Source organism: Pseudomonas japonica (assembly GCF_900188455.1).
GTDB lineage: Bacteria > Pseudomonadota > Gammaproteobacteria > Pseudomonadales > Pseudomonadaceae > Aquipseudomonas > Aquipseudomonas japonica.
The window spans coordinates 59,456-80,514 of the sequence record NZ_FZOL01000002.1; the positions used below are offsets into that span (position 1 = coordinate 59,456).

At 62.0% G+C, this 21,059-nt stretch carries 15 protein-coding genes; 3 read left to right on the forward strand and 12 right to left on the reverse strand.

Going from position 1 to position 21,059, the window contains the following annotated elements; genetic code table 11:
• Positions 1–21 precede the first annotated feature (21 nt).
• Positions 22–1,884: a bifunctional O-antigen ligase/aminoglycoside phosphotransferase family protein gene (locus CHB99_RS02550; RefSeq protein ID WP_042120351.1), complete on the forward strand. Its 1,863-nt coding sequence runs from the start codon at positions 22–24 to the stop codon at positions 1,882–1,884.
• The gene (locus CHB99_RS02555) at positions 1,878–3,083 is read left to right on the forward strand and encodes an acyltransferase family protein (RefSeq protein ID WP_042120354.1); all 1,206 of its coding nucleotides are present in this window, start codon (positions 1,878–1,880) and stop codon (positions 3,081–3,083) included. Before CHB99_RS02550 ends, CHB99_RS02555 begins: the two co-directional genes overlap by 7 nt.
• A gap of 40 nt (positions 3,084–3,123) precedes the next feature.
• Here CHB99_RS02555 and CHB99_RS02560 read toward each other — a convergent pair whose 3' ends face one another.
• The 9 genes from CHB99_RS02560 to putP all read right to left on the reverse strand — a co-directional run bounded on the left by CHB99_RS02560 (position 3,124) and on the right by putP (position 13,958).
• Positions 3,124–4,008 (reverse strand): glycosyltransferase, encoded by an 885-nt coding sequence (locus tag CHB99_RS02560; RefSeq protein WP_042120355.1) that lies wholly within the window; start codon positions 4,006–4,008, stop codon positions 3,124–3,126.
• Positions 4,005–5,159 (reverse strand): glycosyltransferase, encoded by a 1,155-nt coding sequence (locus CHB99_RS02565; protein WP_042120356.1) that lies wholly within the window; start codon positions 5,157–5,159, stop codon positions 4,005–4,007. The genes CHB99_RS02560 and CHB99_RS02565 overlap by 4 nt, the downstream gene beginning before the upstream one ends.
• Positions 5,156–6,040: a DUF6625 family protein gene (locus CHB99_RS02570; protein ID WP_042120357.1), complete on the reverse strand. Its 885-nt coding sequence runs from the start codon at positions 6,038–6,040 to the stop codon at positions 5,156–5,158. Before CHB99_RS02570 ends, CHB99_RS02565 begins: the two co-directional genes overlap by 4 nt.
• 104 nt (positions 6,041–6,144) lie before the next feature.
• On the reverse strand, positions 6,145–7,551 hold the full coding sequence (locus CHB99_RS02575) for a PIG-L deacetylase family protein (RefSeq protein ID WP_042120359.1): 1,407 nt from the start codon (positions 7,549–7,551) through the stop codon (positions 6,145–6,147).
• On the reverse strand, positions 7,548–8,444 hold the full coding sequence (locus CHB99_RS02580; RefSeq protein ID WP_042120361.1) for an antimicrobial resistance protein Mig-14: 897 nt from the start codon (positions 8,442–8,444) through the stop codon (positions 7,548–7,550). Before CHB99_RS02580 ends, CHB99_RS02575 begins: the two co-directional genes overlap by 4 nt.
• Positions 8,444–9,574 (reverse strand): glycosyltransferase, encoded by a 1,131-nt coding sequence (locus CHB99_RS02585; protein WP_042120363.1) that lies wholly within the window; start codon positions 9,572–9,574, stop codon positions 8,444–8,446. The genes CHB99_RS02580 and CHB99_RS02585 overlap by 1 nt, the downstream gene beginning before the upstream one ends.
• The gene (locus CHB99_RS02590; protein ID WP_042120365.1) at positions 9,558–11,315 is read right to left on the reverse strand and encodes a carbamoyltransferase family protein; all 1,758 of its coding nucleotides are present in this window, start codon (positions 11,313–11,315) and stop codon (positions 9,558–9,560) included. The genes CHB99_RS02585 and CHB99_RS02590 overlap by 17 nt, the downstream gene beginning before the upstream one ends.
• A gap of 200 nt (positions 11,316–11,515) precedes the next feature.
• On the reverse strand, positions 11,516–12,352 hold the full coding sequence (locus CHB99_RS02595) for a 23S rRNA (adenine(2030)-N(6))-methyltransferase RlmJ (protein WP_042120367.1): 837 nt from the start codon (positions 12,350–12,352) through the stop codon (positions 11,516–11,518).
• A 124-nt stretch (positions 12,353–12,476) separates the two neighbouring features.
• A complete protein-coding gene (gene putP, locus CHB99_RS02600) occupies positions 12,477–13,958 on the reverse strand; it encodes a sodium/proline symporter PutP (RefSeq protein ID WP_042120368.1) in 1,482 nt (493 codons plus the stop codon).
• A gap of 355 nt (positions 13,959–14,313) precedes the next feature.
• On the opposite strand from putP, the gene putA reads away from it, so the two are divergent.
• The gene (gene putA, locus CHB99_RS02605; RefSeq protein WP_042120370.1) at positions 14,314–18,267 is read left to right on the forward strand and encodes a trifunctional transcriptional regulator/proline dehydrogenase/L-glutamate gamma-semialdehyde dehydrogenase; all 3,954 of its coding nucleotides are present in this window, start codon (positions 14,314–14,316) and stop codon (positions 18,265–18,267) included.
• A 109-nt stretch (positions 18,268–18,376) separates the two neighbouring features.
• Here putA and CHB99_RS02610 read toward each other — a convergent pair whose 3' ends face one another.
• The 3 genes from CHB99_RS02610 to CHB99_RS29395 all read right to left on the reverse strand — a co-directional run bounded on the left by CHB99_RS02610 (position 18,377) and on the right by CHB99_RS29395 (position 20,908).
• Positions 18,377–18,979: a hypothetical protein gene (locus CHB99_RS02610; RefSeq protein WP_042120372.1), complete on the reverse strand. Its 603-nt coding sequence runs from the start codon at positions 18,977–18,979 to the stop codon at positions 18,377–18,379.
• A gap of 120 nt (positions 18,980–19,099) precedes the next feature.
• Complete coding sequence (locus tag CHB99_RS02615) at positions 19,100–19,654, reverse strand: hypothetical protein (RefSeq protein ID WP_042120373.1); 555 nt, start codon at positions 19,652–19,654, stop codon at positions 19,100–19,102.
• A gap of 552 nt (positions 19,655–20,206) precedes the next feature.
• Positions 20,207–20,908, reverse strand: coding sequence for a hypothetical protein (locus CHB99_RS29395; RefSeq protein ID WP_141137234.1), 702 nt, complete (start codon positions 20,906–20,908; stop codon positions 20,207–20,209).
• Positions 20,909–21,059 lie beyond the last annotated feature (151 nt).

Genomic DNA, 21,059 nt, shown 5'->3' on the forward strand with positions numbered 1-21,059 from the left:
AAATCATGACCAGCGTCCCGTATGTACCTGAGCAACATTCATCAAAGTGCCAATCGCCTATTCGACTTCATATGTTTATGGATACTCCCAATAGGCTATTTCCTGTTGCTGAGTGCGCTGTTCTTTCTGCCGGAGCGCAGCCTGCACCATAAACTCTTCTATCTACTGTTCAGTATTCCGACGCTTATTGCCTTGCTCGCGCGGCCGAGTGATTTGAGGGGCTTCATCCGCGAACCGATCGTCATCCTGTTCACTCTGTTCGCAGTCTACGCAGCCATCAGTATTGCCTGGAGCCCTTCCGAATCCGGCGCCAGCAGCCTGATCAAACGCCCCCTGCATACATTCATGCTGTTCGCCGGTTGTTACCTGCTGGTGCGCTACCGTCCCGAAACTTTGAATGCCATCTTCCTGGGCGCAGCCGTATTGGCCCTGTTCGCTTCCGCGCGAAGCATCTATTCCTTTGCCAGCACGTATGTGGAGGGACTGCGTCTGATCGGTTCGGGAGCCTTGGACAACCCGCTGCTCAGTTCCCATCTGTTCGGATTCTTCGCCACTTACTGGCTGTGCATGTGCATCGGCAGCAAGAACCTTCGCACACTTCTACTTAGCCTCGCGGCATTGTCGATCATGCTCACCGCGGTGCTCGCGACAGGCTCCAGGACTCCACTGGTCGCCCTGACAATAGCGGTGGGATGGGTTGCCCTTCTTCGTGCGGACAAGCGCTCGATTCCACTGCTGCTGGCCATTCCAACGGTCGCTATCGCCCTGCTCCTGATCGCTCCTGAAATGATCATGGGTCGTGGTGAATCCTATCGGTTCGAGATATGGCAGATCAGTTGGAACCTGATTCTCGAACACCCCCTCTTCGGCCACGGCTACGATGCGCCCATGAGTGTCGACCTCGGCATCGGCTACATCCTCAGCGAACCACATAACTTCGCCCTCGGTGTGCTCCACAACCTCGGAATTGTCGGATTCTTACCCTGGCTGGGGATGATCGCTTACGGCCTGTACAGCGGCTGGAAACACAGGAAGGAAGCCCCCTTCGTACTTGCCTCGGCACTGCTGGCATTCGGTATCGGTGCAGGCCTTACCGAAGGGGGAGGCATTCTGTCGCGCCCCAAGGAGCACTGGTTCCTGTTGTGGATTCCCCTGGCCCTGATCGCCGCGCTGAACATCGCTCATCGGGCCAGCAGGTTGCTGTGCATCGACGCCCGCGCCTTGAACGCAGAGCAGGCCGGACAGTTGGTCGCCGGCGGGAAGGTCATCGAGGAAGATGGTCGGGGCCCCAAAGTGATTCGCCTGCAGGATGGCAGCTTTCTGAAGATATTCCACCGTCGCCGCTGGTATACCTCGGATACGTTGAATCCCTACTCGAAGCGTTTCGCCCGAAACAGCCAGCAATTGCTCGCCCTGGGTTTCATCGCGCCGCCGGTACTCGATCTCTATCTCTATCCGGATGGCTCCAAGGGCGTGCGCTACCAACCGCTACCAGGCCGGACCCTGCGCCAGGCCCTGGAGGCCTGCGATACGCAGGATGCCCGCCAGATACTTGTTCACCGTCTCGGACGTTATATTGCGCAACTGCATGAACGAGGTGTGTATTTCCGCTCCTTGCACCTGGGCAATGTCCTGCTGCTGAACGACGGGGAGCTTGGCCTGATCGACCTGGCAGATATGCGTATCCTGCCATCCTCGTTGTCCCCTGGATTACGCCAGCGCAACCTGCGCCATATGCAACGCTACACTCAGGACCGCCATTGGCTGTTCGAGGAAAACCAGGAGGCATTGCTCAGTGGTTATTCCGAGATCGCGCCGTCCTGTACACAACGGATGCGTCAACATCTTGCATCCTCGAAGAATGAAAAAATAACAACATGTTGACCGCTCAACTGCTGGCAGTCACAGCCTATCTCCTGGCGCTGGCTACTGCGGCACTCCTGCTACACATTCCGGCCGTCGCGCGCAACCTCAAGGTTGCCGCAGGCCGCTCCACGGCTATCGACGGGTTGCGCGGCTATCTGGCGCTCGGCGTCTTCATCCACCATTCGGCGATCGCCTGGCACTTCCATCAAAGCGGCCAGATAGGCATGCCACCCGAGCGGGTCTTCGCTCAGATCGGCCAGATAGGGGTCGCTCTGTTCTTCATGATCACCGGTTTTCTGTTCTGGGACCGCTTGCTCAAGCAGGCACGCGGCTTCGATTGGCAGGCGTTCGCGATTTCCCGCATTTTTCGCCTTTATCCCCTGTACCTGCCGCTGCTTGCGGCGATCACCGCAACGGCGTTCTTCCTCAAGGACTGGGTGTTGCTGGATGCGCCGGCAGAACTGCTCAAACACCTGTCCCTGTGGCTGATCTTCGAACGTCCGGACATCAATCAGCTCGATGGCACCGGGACGCTGATCTCCAACGTCACCTGGACCCTGGCCTACGAGGTGTACTTCTATCTGGCCCTGCCCTTGCTGGGGATGATCTTCATCTACCGCGGCACCCACGTAAAAACCATTGCCTGCCTGGTCGGTCTGTACCTGCTGGCGCAGGTGGTGGGCTTCGAACACTCGTTGAAGAAGAAATATCTGCTCAGCTTCGTCGGCGGCATTGCCGCAGCGTACTGGATTCGCAGGCCGACACTGGTCGCTTGGGGCCGCAGCCGCATCGCCGCGATCCTGGCAGTAGCCATGCTCCTGGTAGTGATGACGATGTTGCGCAAGACCTTTGCAGTGTTTCCACTACTGCTGCTGAGCGTGTTCTTCTTCGTGGTGGTGTCGGGCAACGAACTGTTCGGTGCGCTGCGCCTGCGCAGCGCCCGCTGGCTTGGAGAAATCAGCTACAGCACCTATCTGCTGCACGGTTTCCTGCTCTGGTGGGTGGTCTATTACATCTATCCGCGGATGGGCCTGGCACTGGACGAGCCGCTACCGTTCCTGGGCCTGATCGCGCTGTGCTGCGTACTGCTGGTGTTGATTAGCAGTCTGACGTTCCTGCTCTTTGAAAAACCCGGGATCGCCAAGGGTAAACAACTCGCGCAGAAGCTGCGGCGCAGACGCGAGGCAAGACAGCCCACCAAGGCAGAAAAGGCCTGAGCCACCTCAGCACTGCCAAGCAGCCCGATACCCCGTGTCGTCAGTTCCGCTCAAGCGGTAGGAAAAACAGCCGTCCCAGGCCACGCCAGGTCTTGCGGGTAAAGGCCCGCAGCGGAATCTGCGCCAGCAGTTCACGCGCCAGCTTGCGGTCGCGATTGGCCACTTTGAGGAACATGGAGTTCAGCGCCTTGAACTTCACTTCCTCGTACGCCGGGTGATCACTGAACTTGGCGTAGATGCGCAGGATGCTCTCGATCATGAAGCGGTGATTCTTGTACGAGTTGGTCGCGTGCTTGCGATAGCGCGCCATCACCACCGGCAGGCCGTCGATGACATAGCCGGCATGGGTGATCTTCAGTTCGATGTACAGGTCTTCAAGGCGGATTTCCGGATCGAACCCCCCGACCTTCTCCAGCGCCTCGCGGCGAAACAGCAAGGTCGGCGCGGGTGGATAGGGCTTGCGTTCGAGAAACATGTCCTCGAAATCCGAGCGGCGGAAGGGAATATCGCGACGCTGGCGCTTTTCCGGGAACAGCTCGCCATTGGAGTCGATCAGCTCGATGTTGCCGGCGCAAATGCCGACCTCGGGCTTGTCGGCCATGTGCGCGACCTGGATGGCGATGCGCTCCGGCATCATGATGTCGTCCGAGCCGAACGTAGCCACCAGTTCGCCATGGGAACGGGCAATACCGTCGTTCAGCGTGCGGGTCAGCCCCTGGTTCTGCTGCACCTTGAAATCGAAGCCATGGATGGCCTGCAGGCGCTGGATGCGCTCGACGCTGTCGTCCGTGGAGCCATCGTCGATCACCAGCAGCTCGATATGCGGGTAGGTCTGGTCGAGCACGCTCTGGATGCTCTGCTCGATGTAGGGTCCATGGTTGTACGAAGCGATGATGACGCTTACCAGGGGTTGCTTGTCGGTCATGCCGGTTCCTTGTTGGCGTTGGCCAGGCCGGACTCGATCAGGTCCAGGTACTGCTGGCGGAATATGTCGATATCGTGGTGGGTCCGCAGATAGGTCCAGGTTTCCTCGCCCTTGGCCCGCAAGGCCTGCTCGTCGAGCGCCAGGTAGGTATCCAGCGCCCGGGTCAGTTGCGCCACGTTGGCCGGTTCCACCGCCAGCCCACCGGCGCCCTCGATCAGCGGCAGCATCGCCGGCACGCTGGAGGCGATCACCGGCAGACGCCCGCTCATGCCTTCGAGCAGGGCCAGGCCAAGGCCCTCGGCCAGCGACGGCATGGTCCAGATGTCGAACGCGCGCACGTATTGCAGGGCGTTTTCCTTGAAGCCCAGCAGGTGCGCCCGCCCGCCCAGGCCCGCCGCGTCGATCTGGTCTTGCAGCTTCTGCTGCTCGCGGCCGGCGCCGATGATCGCCAGGTGAGCCTGTGGATACTTGTCCTTGAGCGCGGCGAACGCCTGGATCAGGTGGGTGTGTCCCTTGACCGGCACCAGGCGGCCCAGGGCCCCGACCAGCCGCGCATCCTGGGGCAGGCCGAGCAGCTCGCGGGCGTGCTCGCGGGAATGCTGCAGGGATTCGGCCTGGGGAATATCGATGGCGTTGGTGATGGCGTGGGTGTTCTGCTCGGTGAACCCGCACTTGCAGTCGATCAGGTACTGCTTCACCGCCGGCGATACCCCGACGAACTGCCAGTGCCCATCGATCAGGCGCTGGGTCTGACGACGGCGATAGAACCGGTCGTATTCGCCGAAGCCGTGGGAAATGCCGATGCAGAGGGGAATCTTCAGCCAGCGGTTGAGCTGCAGCAGCATGTTGACCGGCTTGAAGCGATTGCAGATCACCACATCGAAGCCTTCCTTGCGGCAGAAGCGATAGAGCTTCCACAGCGCCAGCAGGCGCATGCCCTTGAGGGCCTTGTCGCTGAACTCGAAGTACACCGAATGATCGGAACGGCTCACCGGCTCGCCGGGACCTGGCCTGCCCTTGAGGAACGCCATGGTGGTTTCGAAACGCTCGGTCGGCAGGGCCTTGACGATCTGCTCGGCGAGATCGGCGAAGTCATGCCGCTTGATGTTGTAGTCCGGCTGCAGTTGCAGAACCTTGAAACGTCGCTTCATAGGGCTCCCTGGTGAAAACCGTGCTGGTCGAGCATCCAGCTCGACGAAGCGGCCAGTCGCTGGACCTCGGCCGGGTCGGGCGTGGGCAGCTTCGACCATTCGTTGCGCTTCCAGCAGACGAAGTGGAAATACGGGAATGCGCGCTCGCCATCCCGATCATTGGTCAGGCGCCCGTCGCGCCAGAACCAGTGGTGCGGGAAATCACAGCTGCCGTCGTGCCACTTGATCACGCCGCCCGGAGTACTGAAGGCTTCGGTGAACTCGCTGCGGCGACGCAAAGGGTTGAACTTGCCCACCAGCTCGAACAGCGGCTTGGGGAAGTTCTTGCGCCAGAGGAACAGGCGGCTGAACGCGCCTTCGTCGATGGCGTGGTGCTCATGATCGGTAAAACGCTCACGCCAGTTGCGGATCTGCTTGAACAGGCCGCGCTGATCGGCGGTGTTGCGCATCAGGCACAGGTGCCCGGCAACACGCCGCTCATGGGTGGAGAACAGATCGTTGCGGGCCAGGCGTTCGCAGGTGAAATAGGCTCGCAGGTCGCCGTAGATCAGATCGATGTCGCCGAACGCCCAGAAATCGTAACCGTGCAGACGGTCCTCATGGATGTAGCCGAGCGCCGGTTTGATGTCGCACAGTTTGTAGGCCTGCGCCGGGGAAAAATCGATGCCCAGGCGCGCCGACACCAGCCGGCAGTAGTCCTGGTAACCGATCGGCTCGACCCGCACGTTGGGCGGCAGGTTGTCCGGAACGCCACAGTCGCTGAACAGCAACCAGTCGATATCCGGATTGCGTCGGCAACTTTCGAGATAGAACGGCATCCAGAACGGCCATTGCCCGAAATACGGGATGACGAAAAGAATCCGCGGCTTGGATTTGATCACTTGAAGCTCACTGTCTTATTGATTCAGGGTACTCAGCGCATAGCACGAAAAGTGCCCTGCGCATCGCTCGGCAACATTTCGTACAACGATAAGTCCCTGTTTCTTTATTTTCGTTTCACGACCCAAAGAAGTTCGTGACGGCGCACTGCTTTGCGGAAGAACTCGTTTTCACCGAACGTCGACCCCCGCCGCCCCGCCAGCAGGCGTTGCAACACCCTGCGCAGGCGGCGCTTGAACGGCGGCCGCGGCTGCAGGTCATGCATCATACCCAGCGCCATGGCTTTGTCGCACTGGCGCCGAGGGTCCAGCGACAGACTGCAGGGCAGCCACAGATCGTCGCCTTCCGTAACCGGCGGTAGCGCTACCCCGGTACCGGTATCACCCATGGGCCAACGGTCGTTGTCATGCAGGTGATTGGCATAGCCGAGCAAGGTGTCCGGCTGCCAGTCGAGACCCTGCAGCGCCTCGACCACCGCCTGCTGGGCACAGAGGTGATCCGGATGCGGATCGAGCAGCGGGTGCGGCAGCACGATGACCTGCGGCCTGGCGGTCGCGATCAGCGTGCGCAGGTCGGCCAGCAGGTTGTTCCAGCTCGGCACGCCATCGTCGCCGGGCAAGGCCTGGTGGTTGAACTGGCGAAACGGCCGGGTATCGCTGGTATCGGCTTCGCGGGAGCCGACAGGCTGATCGGGGGCTGCCTGCATCGCCGGCAGTTGCAGGCAGAAATAGCCCAATTGCACGCAGCGCGCCTCGGCAACCCCGGCCCAGCGCGGTACCGCGATGCTGTCCCAGGCGCGCAGGCGGCCCTTGAGCTGTGCCGCGGCGGCGGGCGCCAGGCCCATCTGCTGATAGTGTTCGGCCTCGATCTCGCCCGCGGTCAGGGTGACGATCCAGGTTTCCTCGGCCTGGCTGTACAGGCCATAGGCCGCCAGTTCCGCATCGTCGGCGTGGGGGGCGATGACCATCACCCGCTGGCGACGATAGTCGGGATGACGGATGACCCACAGCTTCGGCTCGCCGAGCAACCGGCAGCGATGCCCGCGCAGCGCCAGCCCACCCTCGTCGAGCGCGGCCCCCATGCCGCCGAGGTTGAGATAGCGCAGCCCGTTCACGCCGCGTTCGAAGGTCTGCAGGTCGCGGGCTTCGCCGCTGCCGAGGAACACCCCGGGATCGAGGAAGCGGCCCAGCCAGCTACTCTTGAGCCGAACCTGGAGGATCAGGGTTTCAGTGCCGTCCAGCAGCAACGGCTGCTCCGTGTGCAGGCGCCCCTCGCGCAAACGCACCGGCTGCTCGCAATCATCCGGGAAGCGATAGCGATAATCCTGCGCGGGCGAGTAGAACAGGTGATCGGCGAACCAGGCTTCGTGGGCGACCCACGCCACCAGCGCGAGCAGCAAGGGTACCCACCAGGCCACCAGCACGCCGACGGCGACCAGCAGCACCAGGCCGACCAGCAGCGCCACGCGCTTGTTGCGCCGGTGGCGCCGGAGCAATTGCTGCTTGCGGCTCACAGCTGGAACACCGGCACGGGGTTGCACCAGCGGTCCTTGTACTCGCGATCCGCACGACCAAAGGAGAAACGCAGCGGCTTGTTGCGCGCCCGCGCGTCTTCCCAGGCGCTCTGGGTATTGAGGAAGCTGAGCACGCTGCCGGGACTGAACTCGCGGGTCTCGGGGTCGACGCCGCCGTTGATGTACTCGACGCTGACCCACTGCGGCGCTTCGACCCGGTACACCAGCTGGATGGCGATCGGCGTGTCATTGAGAAACACCACCGAGCCGATCAGCAGGGAACGCAGGCGCTCGACCGCCTCGGCCATGTGCTCGGCACCGGTGGCGGGGAAACCCCAGCGGCGCTGGAACAGATCGCAGTACATCGCGGCGATTTCCGCGCTGTCGAAATCCTGGATCGGCTTGACCACACCGCCCGCCTCTTCCAGCAGGCGCAGTTCGCGACGCTGGTTGTAGCGGAACTTCTTCGACAGCTCTTCCGGCTGGCGGGCCATGGCCAGCGCTTCGGTCTGCGGCTTGAGCCCGACGAAACGCCCCTGGTTGAGCTCGGAGAGGTAGCGCGCGGCATGGCGCAGCGGCGCCTGGGCAGTGTCGGCGGCCGGCAGGATGATTTCGGCGTTGCCGAGGTCGAACAGGCCTTTCTTGCCCTTGCGCTTGAGCACGTCCTTGGACAGGGCCAGGAAACGCCCCCAGGTCGGGATCGCCGCCTGGATCTCGCCGGAGTGCTGCCAGGCCAGGTAGCGCACCGGGATATCGGCCATCTCCGCCAGTTGCGCGACCACCAGTGGGTGAGTCGCGACGCTGCCGCCGAAGCGCGACCAGGTCTGTTCGTAGGTGCGTGCGTCGATGACGCTCCAGCCACGCTCGCGCCAGCCTTGAATAGAGTTGAGCATCAGACCTCCGCGGTCAGCGCGACGACAGCGGGCAAGCGCCAGAAAACGTCGCGTACCGCCTCGTCGGAAAAGCGCTGACGCAGGCGTTCCAGCATACGGGCGCGACATTCCTGGCGTTGCCCGTCATCCATCCCGGCGAGCACCTGCAGCGCTTGCGCCAGCCCGGCAGGATCGGCCAGCGGAAACAGCACGCCAACACCCTCGACGACTTCCGGTGCACCGCCACAGGCGGTCGCCGTTACCGGCACACCGGCCACCATGGCTTCCAGCAGGACCATGCCGAACGGCTCGTGGTCCGAACTCAGGGCGAAAGCGTCGAACGCGGTGAAGTAACGCCGGGCATCGGTCACCTGGCCGAGGAAGTCTACCTGCCCGGCGATGCCCAGCTCGGCGGCCAGGGCCTCCAGCTTGTCGGCGAGGCGCCCCTTGCCGAGGATCGCCAGACGGGCACCCGCCGGCAGGTTCGGCAGGGCCTGGGCGAACCCGCGCAACAGGGTCGCCTGGTCCTTGTCCGGATGCAGGCGCCCGACGTTGCCAACGATCCACGCCCGCGGATCCAGCTTCAGCGCCGCGCGCGCCTCGGCGGCGGGCACCAGCTGGCCTTGCAGCGCTTCGATATCGATGCGGTTGTACAGGGTCTGGATGCGTTCGGCCGGCCACTTTTTCAGCGAGCGGCGCATGTCGTCACGCACCGCGTCGGACACCCCGAGCAGGCTCAGACGCTTGCTGAACAGGTTGGCCAGCAACTGGCGGCTGCCGCGCTGGTAGTCACCGAAGGCGTGATGCACGCCAATGACCGCCAGACGCGTGGCCAGCAGTGCGATGTAGACGGGCTTGAAACGATGGGCGATGCAGAAACTGAAGTCGCGCGCCGCCACGATCCTGCGCAGCGCGGCGATCGCGCCCAGCTTCAGGCCACGAATGGCGCTGGAGCTGAATTCGAGAAACAGCACTTCGTCACTGGCGCAGCCCTCGGCGACCCGGGGATCGGCCTTGCCAGTGAGAAATACCGTGGTGACCTTGTAGCCGCTGCCGGCGAACAGGCTGGCGTACTGACGGGCGCAATCGAGAAAGGGCCCGTCATAGCCATGGCAGAACTGCAGGACGCGCTTGTCAGTCGAGCGTGTCATAGGCTTTCGCGCCGTCCTTCACCACCAGAATGTCTTCCATGATCAGGTACTGAAGGTCGGAACCGAAGAACATGTTCAGTGCGTCGGTCGGCGAGCAGATCATCGGTTCGCCACGGCGGTTGAGCGAGGTGTTCAGCGACACACCGTTGCCGGTCAGGACTTCCAGCGCTTTCATCATGTCGTAGTAGCGCGGGTTGTACTCGCGCTTGAGCACCTGGGCACGGGACGTACCGTCTTCGTGAACCACTTCCGGCACACGGGTCTTCCACTCTTCCGCCACTTCGAAGGTGAAGGTCATGAACGGCGCCGGGTGGTCGACCTTGATCATCTGCGGGCCGACGGTGTCCAGCATGGACGGGCAGAATGGCCTCCAGCGCTCGCGGAACTTGATCTGCTCGTTGATCCGGTTGGCCACGCCCGGCACGCTCGGGCAGCCGATGATGGAACGACCGCCAAGGGCACGCGGACCGAACTCCATGCGGCCCTGGAACCAGGCCACCGGATTGCCGTCGACCATGATTTTGGCGATGCGCTCCGGCATGTCGTCGATCTTGCGCCACTTCGGCGCGCTCGGATGACGGGCACAGGCGGCGATCACGTCTTCGTTGGAGTAGGACGGGCCGAGGTAGACGTGCTCCATCTTCTCCACCGGCACACCACGGGCGTGGGAGACGTAGGCCGCGGCACCGACCGCGGTACCGGCGTCGCCGGACGCCGGCTGGACGAACAGCTCCTTGAGGTCCGGGCGGGCGATGATCTTCTGGTTCAGCTTGACGTTCAGCGCGCAGCCGCCGGCGAAGGCCAGCTTGCCGGTTTCCTTGAGGATGTCGCCCAGGTAGTGGTCGATCATCTGCAGCGCCAGCTTCTCGAACAGCGCCTGCATGCTCGCGGCGTAGTGGATGTACGGCTCGTCGGCGATGTCGCCTTCGCGCTTCGGCCCCAGCCACTCGATCAGCTTCGGCGAGAAGTAGAAGCCCTTGCCCTTCTCTTTGTAGCGGCGCAGGCCGATGACGTTGGCGTACTCGGTGTTGATCACCAGCTCGCCATTTTCGAAGCTGGCCAGGCGCGAGAAGTCATATTTGCTGGCGTCGCCATACGGCGCCATGCCCATGACCTTGAACTCGCCGTCGAGCATCTCGAAGCCGAGGAACTCGGTGATCGCGCCGTACAGGCCGCCCAGCGAGTCCGGATCGTAGAACTCCTTGAGCTTGTGGATCTTGCCGTTCTCGCCGTAGCCGAAGAAGGTAGTGGCGTATTCGCCCTTGCCGTCGATCCCGAGGATCGCGGTCTTCTCCTTGAAGCCCGAGCAGTGATACGCGCTGGACGCGTGGGCCAGGTGGTGCTCGACCGGCTCGATCTTGATCTTCTTCGGATCGAAGCCCAGTTGCTCCAGGCACCAGACGATCTTCTTGCGGTAGCGCTTGTAGCGGCGGTTACCCATCAGGATCGCGTCGAGGGCGCGGTCAGGGGCATACCAGTAGCGCTTGGCGTAGTGCCAGCGAGCCTTGCCGAACAGGCTGATGGGAGCGAACGGGATCGCGACCACATCGACGTCGGACGGCTTGATGCCGGCCTGTTCGAGACAGAACTTCGCCGATTCGTAAGGCATGCGGTTCTTTGCATGTTTATCGCGCACGAAGCGCTCTTCTTCAGCGGCGGCGATCAGCTTGCCGTCGATGTACAGGGCCGCGGAAGGATCATGGCTAAGGGCGCCGGACAGGCCAAGAATCGTCAATGCCAAGGGTCTAGCCTCTTCATTCGGTAAAAATGCGCCCCGGCCTCATGGGCGGGCGGCGGCGAAAGGGCGGGATTATAGCGCAAAGCGGGTGGGCAATTGGAGGGGCGGTGGAGGCCCGGTTTTGCGGGGGAATGCTGAAGTTTTATTGATCTTGAGGGACTCATCGCTGGCAAGCCAGCGATAAGGCCCTCAAGCCCGCTACATCATTCAGCGATCAGCCAGTCCATGCGCCAACTGCCGCCGGTCTGCCCCAGGCACTCGGCCAGCCACGGCAGGAACGCGCGCAGTTCCTCCTCCAGCCCCCACGGCGGGTTGGCGATGGCCAGCCCGGAGCCATTCAGGCAGTCCGGGGTGTCCTGCGGATGCACATACAGCTCGACCCGCAGCAGCTTCGGCGCGCCGGTGCTGGTCAGGTCCTGGTAGAAGCGCACCAGCTGGCGCTGATCCTTGATCGGGTACCAGATCGCCGCGACGGTCTGGCGCATGCGCGCGATCGCCTCTTTCATCGCGGTGGTGCAACGTTTGAGCTCATCAGGCTTTTCGAACGGCGGGTCGATCAGCATCACCGCGCGCTTTTCCTGCACCGGCAGCAGCGCCCGCGGCACGTGCCAGCCCTCGCCCAGGTGCACGGCGACGCGCGGGTCCTTCTTCATGTTGTCCTTGAGCAGGCGCCCGTCTTCCGGGTGCTTCTCGTTGAGCAGCACGCGGTCCTGCTGGCGCGCCATGCGCCGCGCCAGCTCCGGCGAGCCCGGGTAGTAACGCAGTTCGCCATCGGCATTCAGGCGCCGCACGATGCGCAGGTAATCCGCGGTGATCTCCGGCAGATCGTCGCGCCCCCAGAGCCGGCCGATACCCTCGATCCACTCGCCGGTGCGGGTCGCCTGGTCACCCTGCAGGTCGTACAGGCCGAGGCCGGCATGGGTGTCGATATAGGCGAACGGCTGCTCCTTGCGCGACATCAGGGCAATGAGGCGGGTCAGCACGATGTGCTTGAAGACGTCGGCGTGGTTGCCGGCGTGGAAGGCGTGACGATAGTTCATGGCAACTCCTGAGGGGCCGGGAAGTTTACCCGTTCAGGCACGCGCCGTCAGGTTGCGCCCGCCGAAACGACAACGGCCCGCCTCTCGGAAAGAGGCGGGCCGTTTCAGACGACGCTAACGCAGGTTACTTGTTGGCGTGGTAGTCCGCGTCGGCCTTCTCGAAGCGCGCGACCATGCTGGACGACGCACGACCGGCCTTGCTCACCAGCACGATGGCGATGGTGGCGAAGAGGAAGCCCGGGATGATCTCGTACAGGCTGGTGCCCGAATAGTTCTTCCACAGGATCACGGTCAGCGCACCGACCACGATGCCAGCCAGCGCACCGTTGCGGGTCATGCCTTTCCACAGCACCGAGAGCAGTACCACCGGACCGAAGGCGGCACCGAAGCCGGCCCAGGCGTAGGCAACCAGGCCCAGTACGCGGTTTTCCGGATTGGCGGCCAGGGCGATGGCGATCAGGGCCACGGCCAGGACCATCAGGCGGCCGACCCAGACCAGCTCACCCTGCGAAGCGTTCTTGCGCAGGAAGGTCTTGTAGAAGTCTTCGGTCAGGGCACTGGAGCAGACCAGCAGCTGGCAGCTCAGGGTGCTCATCACCGCCGCCAGGATGGCCGACAGCAGGACACCGGCGATCCATGGGTTGAACAGGATCTTGGCCAGCTCGATGAACACGCGCTCGTGGTTCTCGGTGACCGGACCCGCCACTTCAGGATGCGCCGAGAAGTAGGCGATGCCGAAGAAGCCCACGGCACAGGTACCGGCCAGGCACAGGATCATCCAGGTCATGGAGATGCGACGGGCGTTGGCGATCGACTTCACCGAGTCGGCGGCCATGAAACGCGCCAGGATGTGCGGCTGGCCGAAGTAGCCCAGACCCCAGCCCATCAGCGAGATGATGCCGATGAAGGAGGCGTTGCGGAACATGTCGAAGTTGGCCGGGTTCTGCGCCTCGATGGCGAGGAAGGTGGTATCCACGCCACCGGTGGCCAGCAGGACGAAGATCGGCGTCAGCAGCAGGGCGAAGATCATCAGACCGGCCTGCACGGTGTCGGTCCAGCTCACTGCCAGGAAACCGCCGACGAAGGTATAGGCGATGGTCGCGGCGGCACCGGCCCACAGCGCGGTCTCGTACGGCATGCCGAAGGTGCTTTCGAACAGACGGGCACCGGCAACGATGCCGGACGCGCAATAGATGGTGAAGAACACCAGGATCACCACCGCGGAGATGATCCGCAGCAGACCGCTGTGGTCTTCGAAACGGCTGGCGAAGTAATCCGGCAGGGTCAGCGCATCGCCGTTGTGCTCGGTCTGTACCCGCAGGCGACCGGCGACGAACAGCCAGTTCAGGTAGGCGCCGATGGTCAGGCCGATGGCGATCCAGGCTTCCGACAGACCCGACATGTAGATGGCGCCCGGCAGGCCCATCAGCAGCCAGCCGCTCATGTCGGAGGCGCCGGCGGACAGTGCGGTCACGACGCTGCCGAGGCTGCGGCCACCGAGGATGTAGTCGGAAAGGTTCTTGGTGGAGCGATAGGCCATGAAGCCGATCAGCACCATTACCGCGATGTAGATCACGAAAGTGATCGTGATGGGATTGCTTGTCATGTATTGCGCCCTGGCGTTTGTTTTTATGTAGCGACAGCCTCAGACGAGGTTGCACCCAGGCCACGAATGCTATGCAACAACCCAAACGAGGTGCAACCATTTTTACAAAGGTAGTTGCACCTTTGACCAAAAATCCGACAACAGCCTCTTTTTGCTTCTTTTCGGCGCAAAAAAATCGTTTTTCATAAGCGAATGCACCTATAAAAGCCGTTTCAGTCGTACGGTTTTCCGCGACATGACGAGTTGCACCTCCGCTCGCGAAAAATTGGGTTGCACTAGGTTGCACCCGGAAACGCGCACGGCTAATCTTGGCGCCAGCTTAGCCACGGCCCAGTGGCAATAAAGAGGATAAGAAATGGCGACGACCACCCTTGGGGTCAAACTCGACGACCCGACCCGTGAGCGACTCAAAGCAGCTGCGCAGTCCATCGACCGCACGCCGCACTGGTTGATCAAGCAGGCGATCTTCAATTACCTGGAGAAGCTGGAGGGTGGCGCTACCCTGACCGAACTCAATGGTCAGCCCGGCAACCTGGCCGATGACGCGGGCGACGTGCAGCCCGACCACAGCCATCAGTGCTTCCTCGAATTCGCCGAAAGCATCCTCCCGCAATCGGTCCTGCGCTCCGCCATCACCGCCGCCTACCGCCGCCCCGAGCAGGAAGTGGTGCCGATGCTGCTGGAACAGGCCCGCCTGCCCGCCGCCCAGGCCGAAGCCACCAACAAGCTGGCCGCCGGCATCGCGGAAAAACTGCGCAACCAGAAGAGTGCCGGCGGTCGCGCCGGCATCGTCCAGGGCCTGCTGCAGGAATTCTCCCTGTCGTCCCAGGAAGGCGTGGCCCTGATGTGCCTGGCCGAAGCCCTGCTGCGTATCCCCGACAAGGGCACCCGCGACGCCCTGATCCGCGACAAGATCAGCACCGGCAACTGGCAGCCGCACCTGGGCAACAGCCCGTCGCTGTTCGTCAACGCCGCCACCTGGGGCCTGCTGCTGACCGGCAAGCTGGTCTCCACGCACAACGAATCCGGCCTCACCTCGTCCCTCAGCCGCATCATCGGCAAGAGCGGCGAGCCGATGATCCGCAAGGGCGTCGACATGGCCATGCGCCTGATGGGCGAACAGTTCGTCACCGGCGAGACCATCGCCGAAGCCCTGGCCAACGCGAGCAAGTTCGAAGCCAAGGGCTTCCGCTATTCCTACGACATGCTCGGCGAAGCCGCACTGACCGAGCACGACGCGCAGAAATACCTGGCGTCCTACGAGCAGGCCATCCACTCCATCGGCAAGGCCTCCCATGGCCGTGGCATCTATGAGGGCCCGGGCATCTCGATCAAGCTCTCCGCCCTGCACCCGCGCTACAGCCGCGCCCAGTACGAGCGCGTGATGGACGAGTTGTACCCACGCCTGCTGTCGCTGACCCTGCTGGCCAAGCAGTACGACATCGGCCTGAACATCGACGCCGAGGAAGCCGACCGTCTGGAGCTGTCCCTCGACCTGCTCGAGCGCCTGTGCTTCGAACCGCAACTGAGCGGCTGGAACGGTATCGGCTTCGTCATCCAGGCCTACCAGAAGCGCTGCCCGTACGTGATCGACTACGTCATCGACCTGGCCCGCCGCAGCCGTCACCGCCTGATGATCCGTCTGGTGAAGGGCGCCTACTGGGACAGCGAGATCAAGCGCGCGCAGATCGAAGGCCTGGAAGGCTATCCGGTCTACACCCGCAAGGTGTACACCGACGTTTCCTACATCGCCTGCGCACGCAAGCTGCTGTCGGTGCCGGAAGTCATCTACCCGCAGTTCGCCACCCACAACGCCCACACCCTGTCGGCCATCTACCAGATCGCCGGTCAGAACTACTACCCGGGCCAGTACGAATTCCAGTGCCTGCACGGCATGGGCGAGCCGCTGTACGAGCAAGTCGTGGGCAAGGTCGCCGATGGCAAGCTGAACCGTCCGTGCCGCGTGTACGCACCGGTCGGCACCCATGAAACCCTGCTGGCCTACCTGGTCCGTCGTCTCCTGGAGAACGGCGCCAACACCTCGTTCGTCAACCGTATCGCCGACCACTCGATCTCGATCCAGGAACTGGTCGCCGACCCGGTCGCCACCATCGAGCGCATGGCCACCCAGGAAGGCAGCGTCGGCCTGCCGCATCCGCGCATCCCGATGCCACGCGACCTGTATGGCAGCGAGCGGGCCAACTCGGCCGGTATCGACATGGCCAACGAGCATCGCCTGGCCTCGCTGTCCTGTGCCCTCCTGGCCTCCGCGCACAATGACTGGAAAGCCGCGCCGCTGCTCGGTTGCGCCGCCAGCCAGGAAGCTGCCGCTCCCGTGCTCAACCCGGCGGACCATCGCGATGTGGTCGGTCATGTTCAGGAAGCCACCGTCGGCGACGTCGACAACGCCATCCAGTGCGCGCTGAACGCCGCACCGATCTGGCAGGCCACGCCACCGGCCGAGCGCGCCGCGATCCTCGAACGCGCCGCCGACCTGATGGAAGCCGAGATCCAGCCGCTGATGGGCCTGCTGGTCCGCGAAGCGGGCAAGACCTACGCCAACGCCATCGCCGAAGTCCGCGAAGCCGTCGACTTCCTGCGCTACTACGCGGTGCAGGCTCGCAACGATTTCAGCAACAACGCACACCGTCCGCTGGGCCCGGTGGTCTGCATCAGCCCGTGGAACTTCCCGCTGGCGATCTTCAGCGGCCAGGTCGCCGCGGCCCTCGCCGCCGGCAACCCGGTCCTGGCCAAGCCGGCCGAACAGACCCCGCTGATCGCCGCCCAGGCCGTGCGCCTGATGCTCGAAGCCGGCATTCCGGAAGGCGTGGTGCAACTGCTGCCGGGCCGCGGTGAAACCGTCGGTGCCCGCCTGGTCGGTGACGAGCGCGTCAAGGGCGTGATGTTCACCGGTTCCACCGAGGTCGCCCGCCTGCTGCAACGCAATATCGCCGGACGCCTGGATGCCCAGGGTCGCCCGATCCCGCTGATCGCCGAAACCGGTGGCCAGAACGCCATGATCGTCGACTCCTCGGCGCTGACCGAGCAGGTGGTGATCGACGTGGTTTCGTCCGCCTTCGACAGCGCCGGCCAGCGTTGCTCGGCCCTGCGCGTGCTGTGCCTGCAGGAAGATTCCGCCGATCGCGTCATCGAAATGCTCAAGGGTGCCATGGCCGAAAGCCGCCTGGGCAACCCGGAGCGCCTGTCCGTGGACATCGGCCCGGTGATCGACGCCGAAGCCAAGGCGGGCATCGAGAAGCACATCCAGGGCATGCGCGAGAAAGGTCGCTCGGTCTACCAGGTCGCCCTGGCCAACAGCGACGAATGCAAGCGCGGCACCTTCGTCATGCCGACCCTGATCGAACTGGAGAGCTTCGACGAACTGAAGCGTGAGATCTTCGGCCCCGTGCTGCACGTGGTGCGCTACAACCGCAAGGACCTGGACCAGTTGATCGAGCAGATCAACGCCTCTGGCTACGGCCTGACCCTCGGCGTGCATACCCGCATCGACGAGACCATCGCCAAGGTCATCGACAGCGCCCATGCCGGTAACGTCTACGTCAACCGCAACATCGTCGGTGCCGTGGTCGGGGTGCAGCCGTTCGGTGGCGAAGGCCTGTCCGGCACCGGTCCGAAAGCCGGTGGCCCGCTGTACCTGTACCGCCTGCTGTCGACCCGTCCGGCCGACGCCATCGAGCAATCGTTCCAGCGCGGCGACGCCGGCAATGCGCCGGACAGCCGCCTGCGCGAAGCGCTGCTCAAGCCACTGGAAGCGTTCAAGGCCTGGGCTGCGAAGAACCAGCAGAACGACCTGGTGCAGACCTGCGAACAGTTCGCCCGCCAATCGCAGAGCGGCATCACCCGCCTGCTGGCCGGCCCGACCGGCGAGCGCAACAGCTACACCATCCTGCCGCGCGAGCACGTGCTGTGCCTGGCCGACAGCGAAGCCGACCTGCTGACCCAACTGGCTGCGGTGCTGGCGGTGGGCAGTTCGGCGGTGGTCCTCGACGGCGAACCGGGCAAGACCCTGCGCTCGCGCCTGCCGAAGGAAGTCCAGGCGCGGATCAAGCTGGTGGCCGACTGGAACAAGGACGACGTGCTGTTCGACGCCGTCCTGCACCATGGCGACTCCGACCAGCTGCGCGGCATCTGCGAGCAGATCGCCAAGCGTCCGGGCGCCATCGTCGGCGTGCATGGCCTGTCCTCGGGTGAAACCGCGGTGGCCCTGGAGCGACTGGTGATCGAACGGGCATTGAGCGTGAACACGGCTGCGGCCGGTGGTAATGCGAGCCTGATGACGATCGGCTGATAGTCGCCGGAAAATGAAACGGGGCGGGTTTTGCGGATTCCTTTGGGAATATCGCGAAACCCGCCCCGTTTTGTTTTCGATTGCCAGCGAATCGGGTATCGGCACACCACTACAAGTAAGCGAGCAACAGAAGCGTGGCGACACTGGAGAAGTACAGAACCCAGATAACCACACCCAATGTCATCCACCCCTTGTTGGCACCCGTGAATTCCGAGTTGGAACGCCCTTGCGGATCCTGCTCATGAGCATTGATAACGTGCTGAATGCAGCACACCAGCCAGAGAGTCGCTCCGAGTTGCAGCATCGATTCGATCAAATAGCGCAGATGAAGAGGCGCATCATGCTGCAGTTGTCCTATTGGCTCGGGCGTCATGGCTCCCGAAGCCAGGCTGATAATGACGATCATCCACATGGTCAAGGCCAGGTTCAAAGGCGACCATGCAAACTCCCGCCCCGACTGCCTGAATCCCTGATCGATCCTTTTCAGCAACGGGTAGATGAAAAGCACAGGAATGATGGCGCGCAACAAAGGAATCACGCGCTCTCCCGTAGCGGCCCGGTAAATGGCCCAATTCCTGTAGAACCAATAAAAGAGATAAACACCGGTCGTCAGCAGGCTCATGGTGATCAATTTGTTGATCGACACGACGAAGAACATCGGCTGCCGTGGATTATCGTGATCGATATCGGGGGCAATACTGCACGTCGACATGAAAATTTCCTTGTGATAAACGGGCGGCCATCAAATACCTCTCCTCGATAAATTGCTGTAGGCCCAATCCGATAGGTCAAAGGGAAAAGCCGAAAGATTCGAGTGACGTGCTGGGTGCCCCTAATACCCGAGAACAATCCAGCCTGATGTGAATATGGATATCCACAACCAGTTCACCGCCGTGAGCTGCGCATTCCCGCCCCCTTGCGGATCGCCTTCGCAGAAGTTGATCGCTCGCTGAACCTCGCCCAGCGCCAGGAGGAACAGGGCGATCATCATCAGCACCGCGTCAATCCACCCCGGAATGGGCAGCGACACCATCCACAGCTGGACGCCAAGCACCCACGCCAACAGCATCCCGCACGCCAACCACCAGGGCGACCACTCATAGTTTCGCCCCGAAGCACGAATGCGCCGATCGACCCGGCTCAACAGCGAATACAGAAATAACTCCGGCCACAGGATGCGCGGCAGCAGCATGACCCTGGCGCCACTGGCCCTGCGGTAGAGCTCCCAGTTGCGCAGGTACCAGAACAGGCCATACAGGCCGCAGGTGGACATGGTCATAAGGATCAGCTTCGGAATCGAGACAACGAAAAACGCAGGCTGAACTTCAACTGCCGGGGAAATGATCTCTGTAGACATGGAAAGGACCGTCGTGATGGGACGATCCATTTCACGATGCTTAGCGGGTTTACTGAAGCCAGCCCGTTCTAATCAAAAAGAATGATTTTTCCGACAAAGACGAAGCCCGGATCTCATGGGGTTAGATAGCACCCGAGCTCGCCCTGCTGATTCGGCTCTACTTCAATATCCGCCAAAGACTGTAGGTTTTTACAGACTCCGACAAGACTACGAAAGCGACCAGAAACCAGGAAGCCAAGCTCGGGACATAGGCCACTACCATTAAAAAAAACGAAAACGAGGGCAACATAAAAAACAGTCTGAATGGAACCTGAATCACCCCCAGATATGCCCCCATTCGCCACCCGAGAACTAACATTATCGAACTAAAAACTATCGAAATGTGCAACACAGCCCCGAACACAGCCAGCACTACTACAAAGCCGCCAAAGCCCTCGGTCATCCGGACCGAATTGAATACATCCGTAACATAAGGAATTTCATCACGACGCAGACACCCCTGAACGTAGATAGCCACAAAAATCGCGTCCATCAACCCCCAAAAGAACAGAGTTCTTCGCGCAACCTTACTGGTGAACGACCTCAATTTCCTCCCCCTCGGGCCTCGTAAACTTCATTCGCCACAGCCGGGGTCCATTGCCATGATTTACCGCTAATCTGCCAATGGTCATCTCCCTCCAGGTACCGCTGCTCTATGTTTCTTGTCACCCCGTAGATACGAACTACAGAGCTGTGCTTCATGTAAGCATCGTGGGCATCCAAGGGAACCCACTGCTGTGTCACTGTTTGCACGGTATTCGCAAAGTCCTTGCCATCAGACCCGAATAAGCGGCCCTCATCACCCATGGATGTAATACGGTTCGAGAAGATCACAGCGACATTTACCCCAGCATGTTTTTTGACATTTACTGTTCTCCATTTTCCAGGCCCTTGTTGCTCAGTACGAACCATCCCCGTTCCAACGGAACCTTCTTCCCGATTCCGCGCAAGCACCATGGACAACCATGGGTAATAATCATCAGGATAACTAACAAGTGGCTTCACCGGTCTTTCAGTAATCAAAAGCCAGTCACCCTTTCTTATTTTTGCAAGAACCTCTCTCTTGCTCTCGGGTGGAAAGTTGTAAAGTGAATAAACCCCACATGACCTCAGAAGTTCATCAAGTCCATCCAGGCGCCCCCGCGACATAAGCAAATCCTCGACTCGGGGCTCTGCGAAGAACGGACTTTCGATTCTATCTGGATCTTCATGCCTCAAATCCATCCAATGGACTAATTTCCTCATTCCGTCAGTTCCTAACACGTAAAGACGGAAATTTGAGCTCAGAACCTGCCCCTATAAAAACAGGAGTTTTCCCAGGATCCTGTATGACCCTTCCCTGTCTCTTGTCATCATCCCCATCAATCATACTGGCGCCCCACCTACCCCCCTTCCT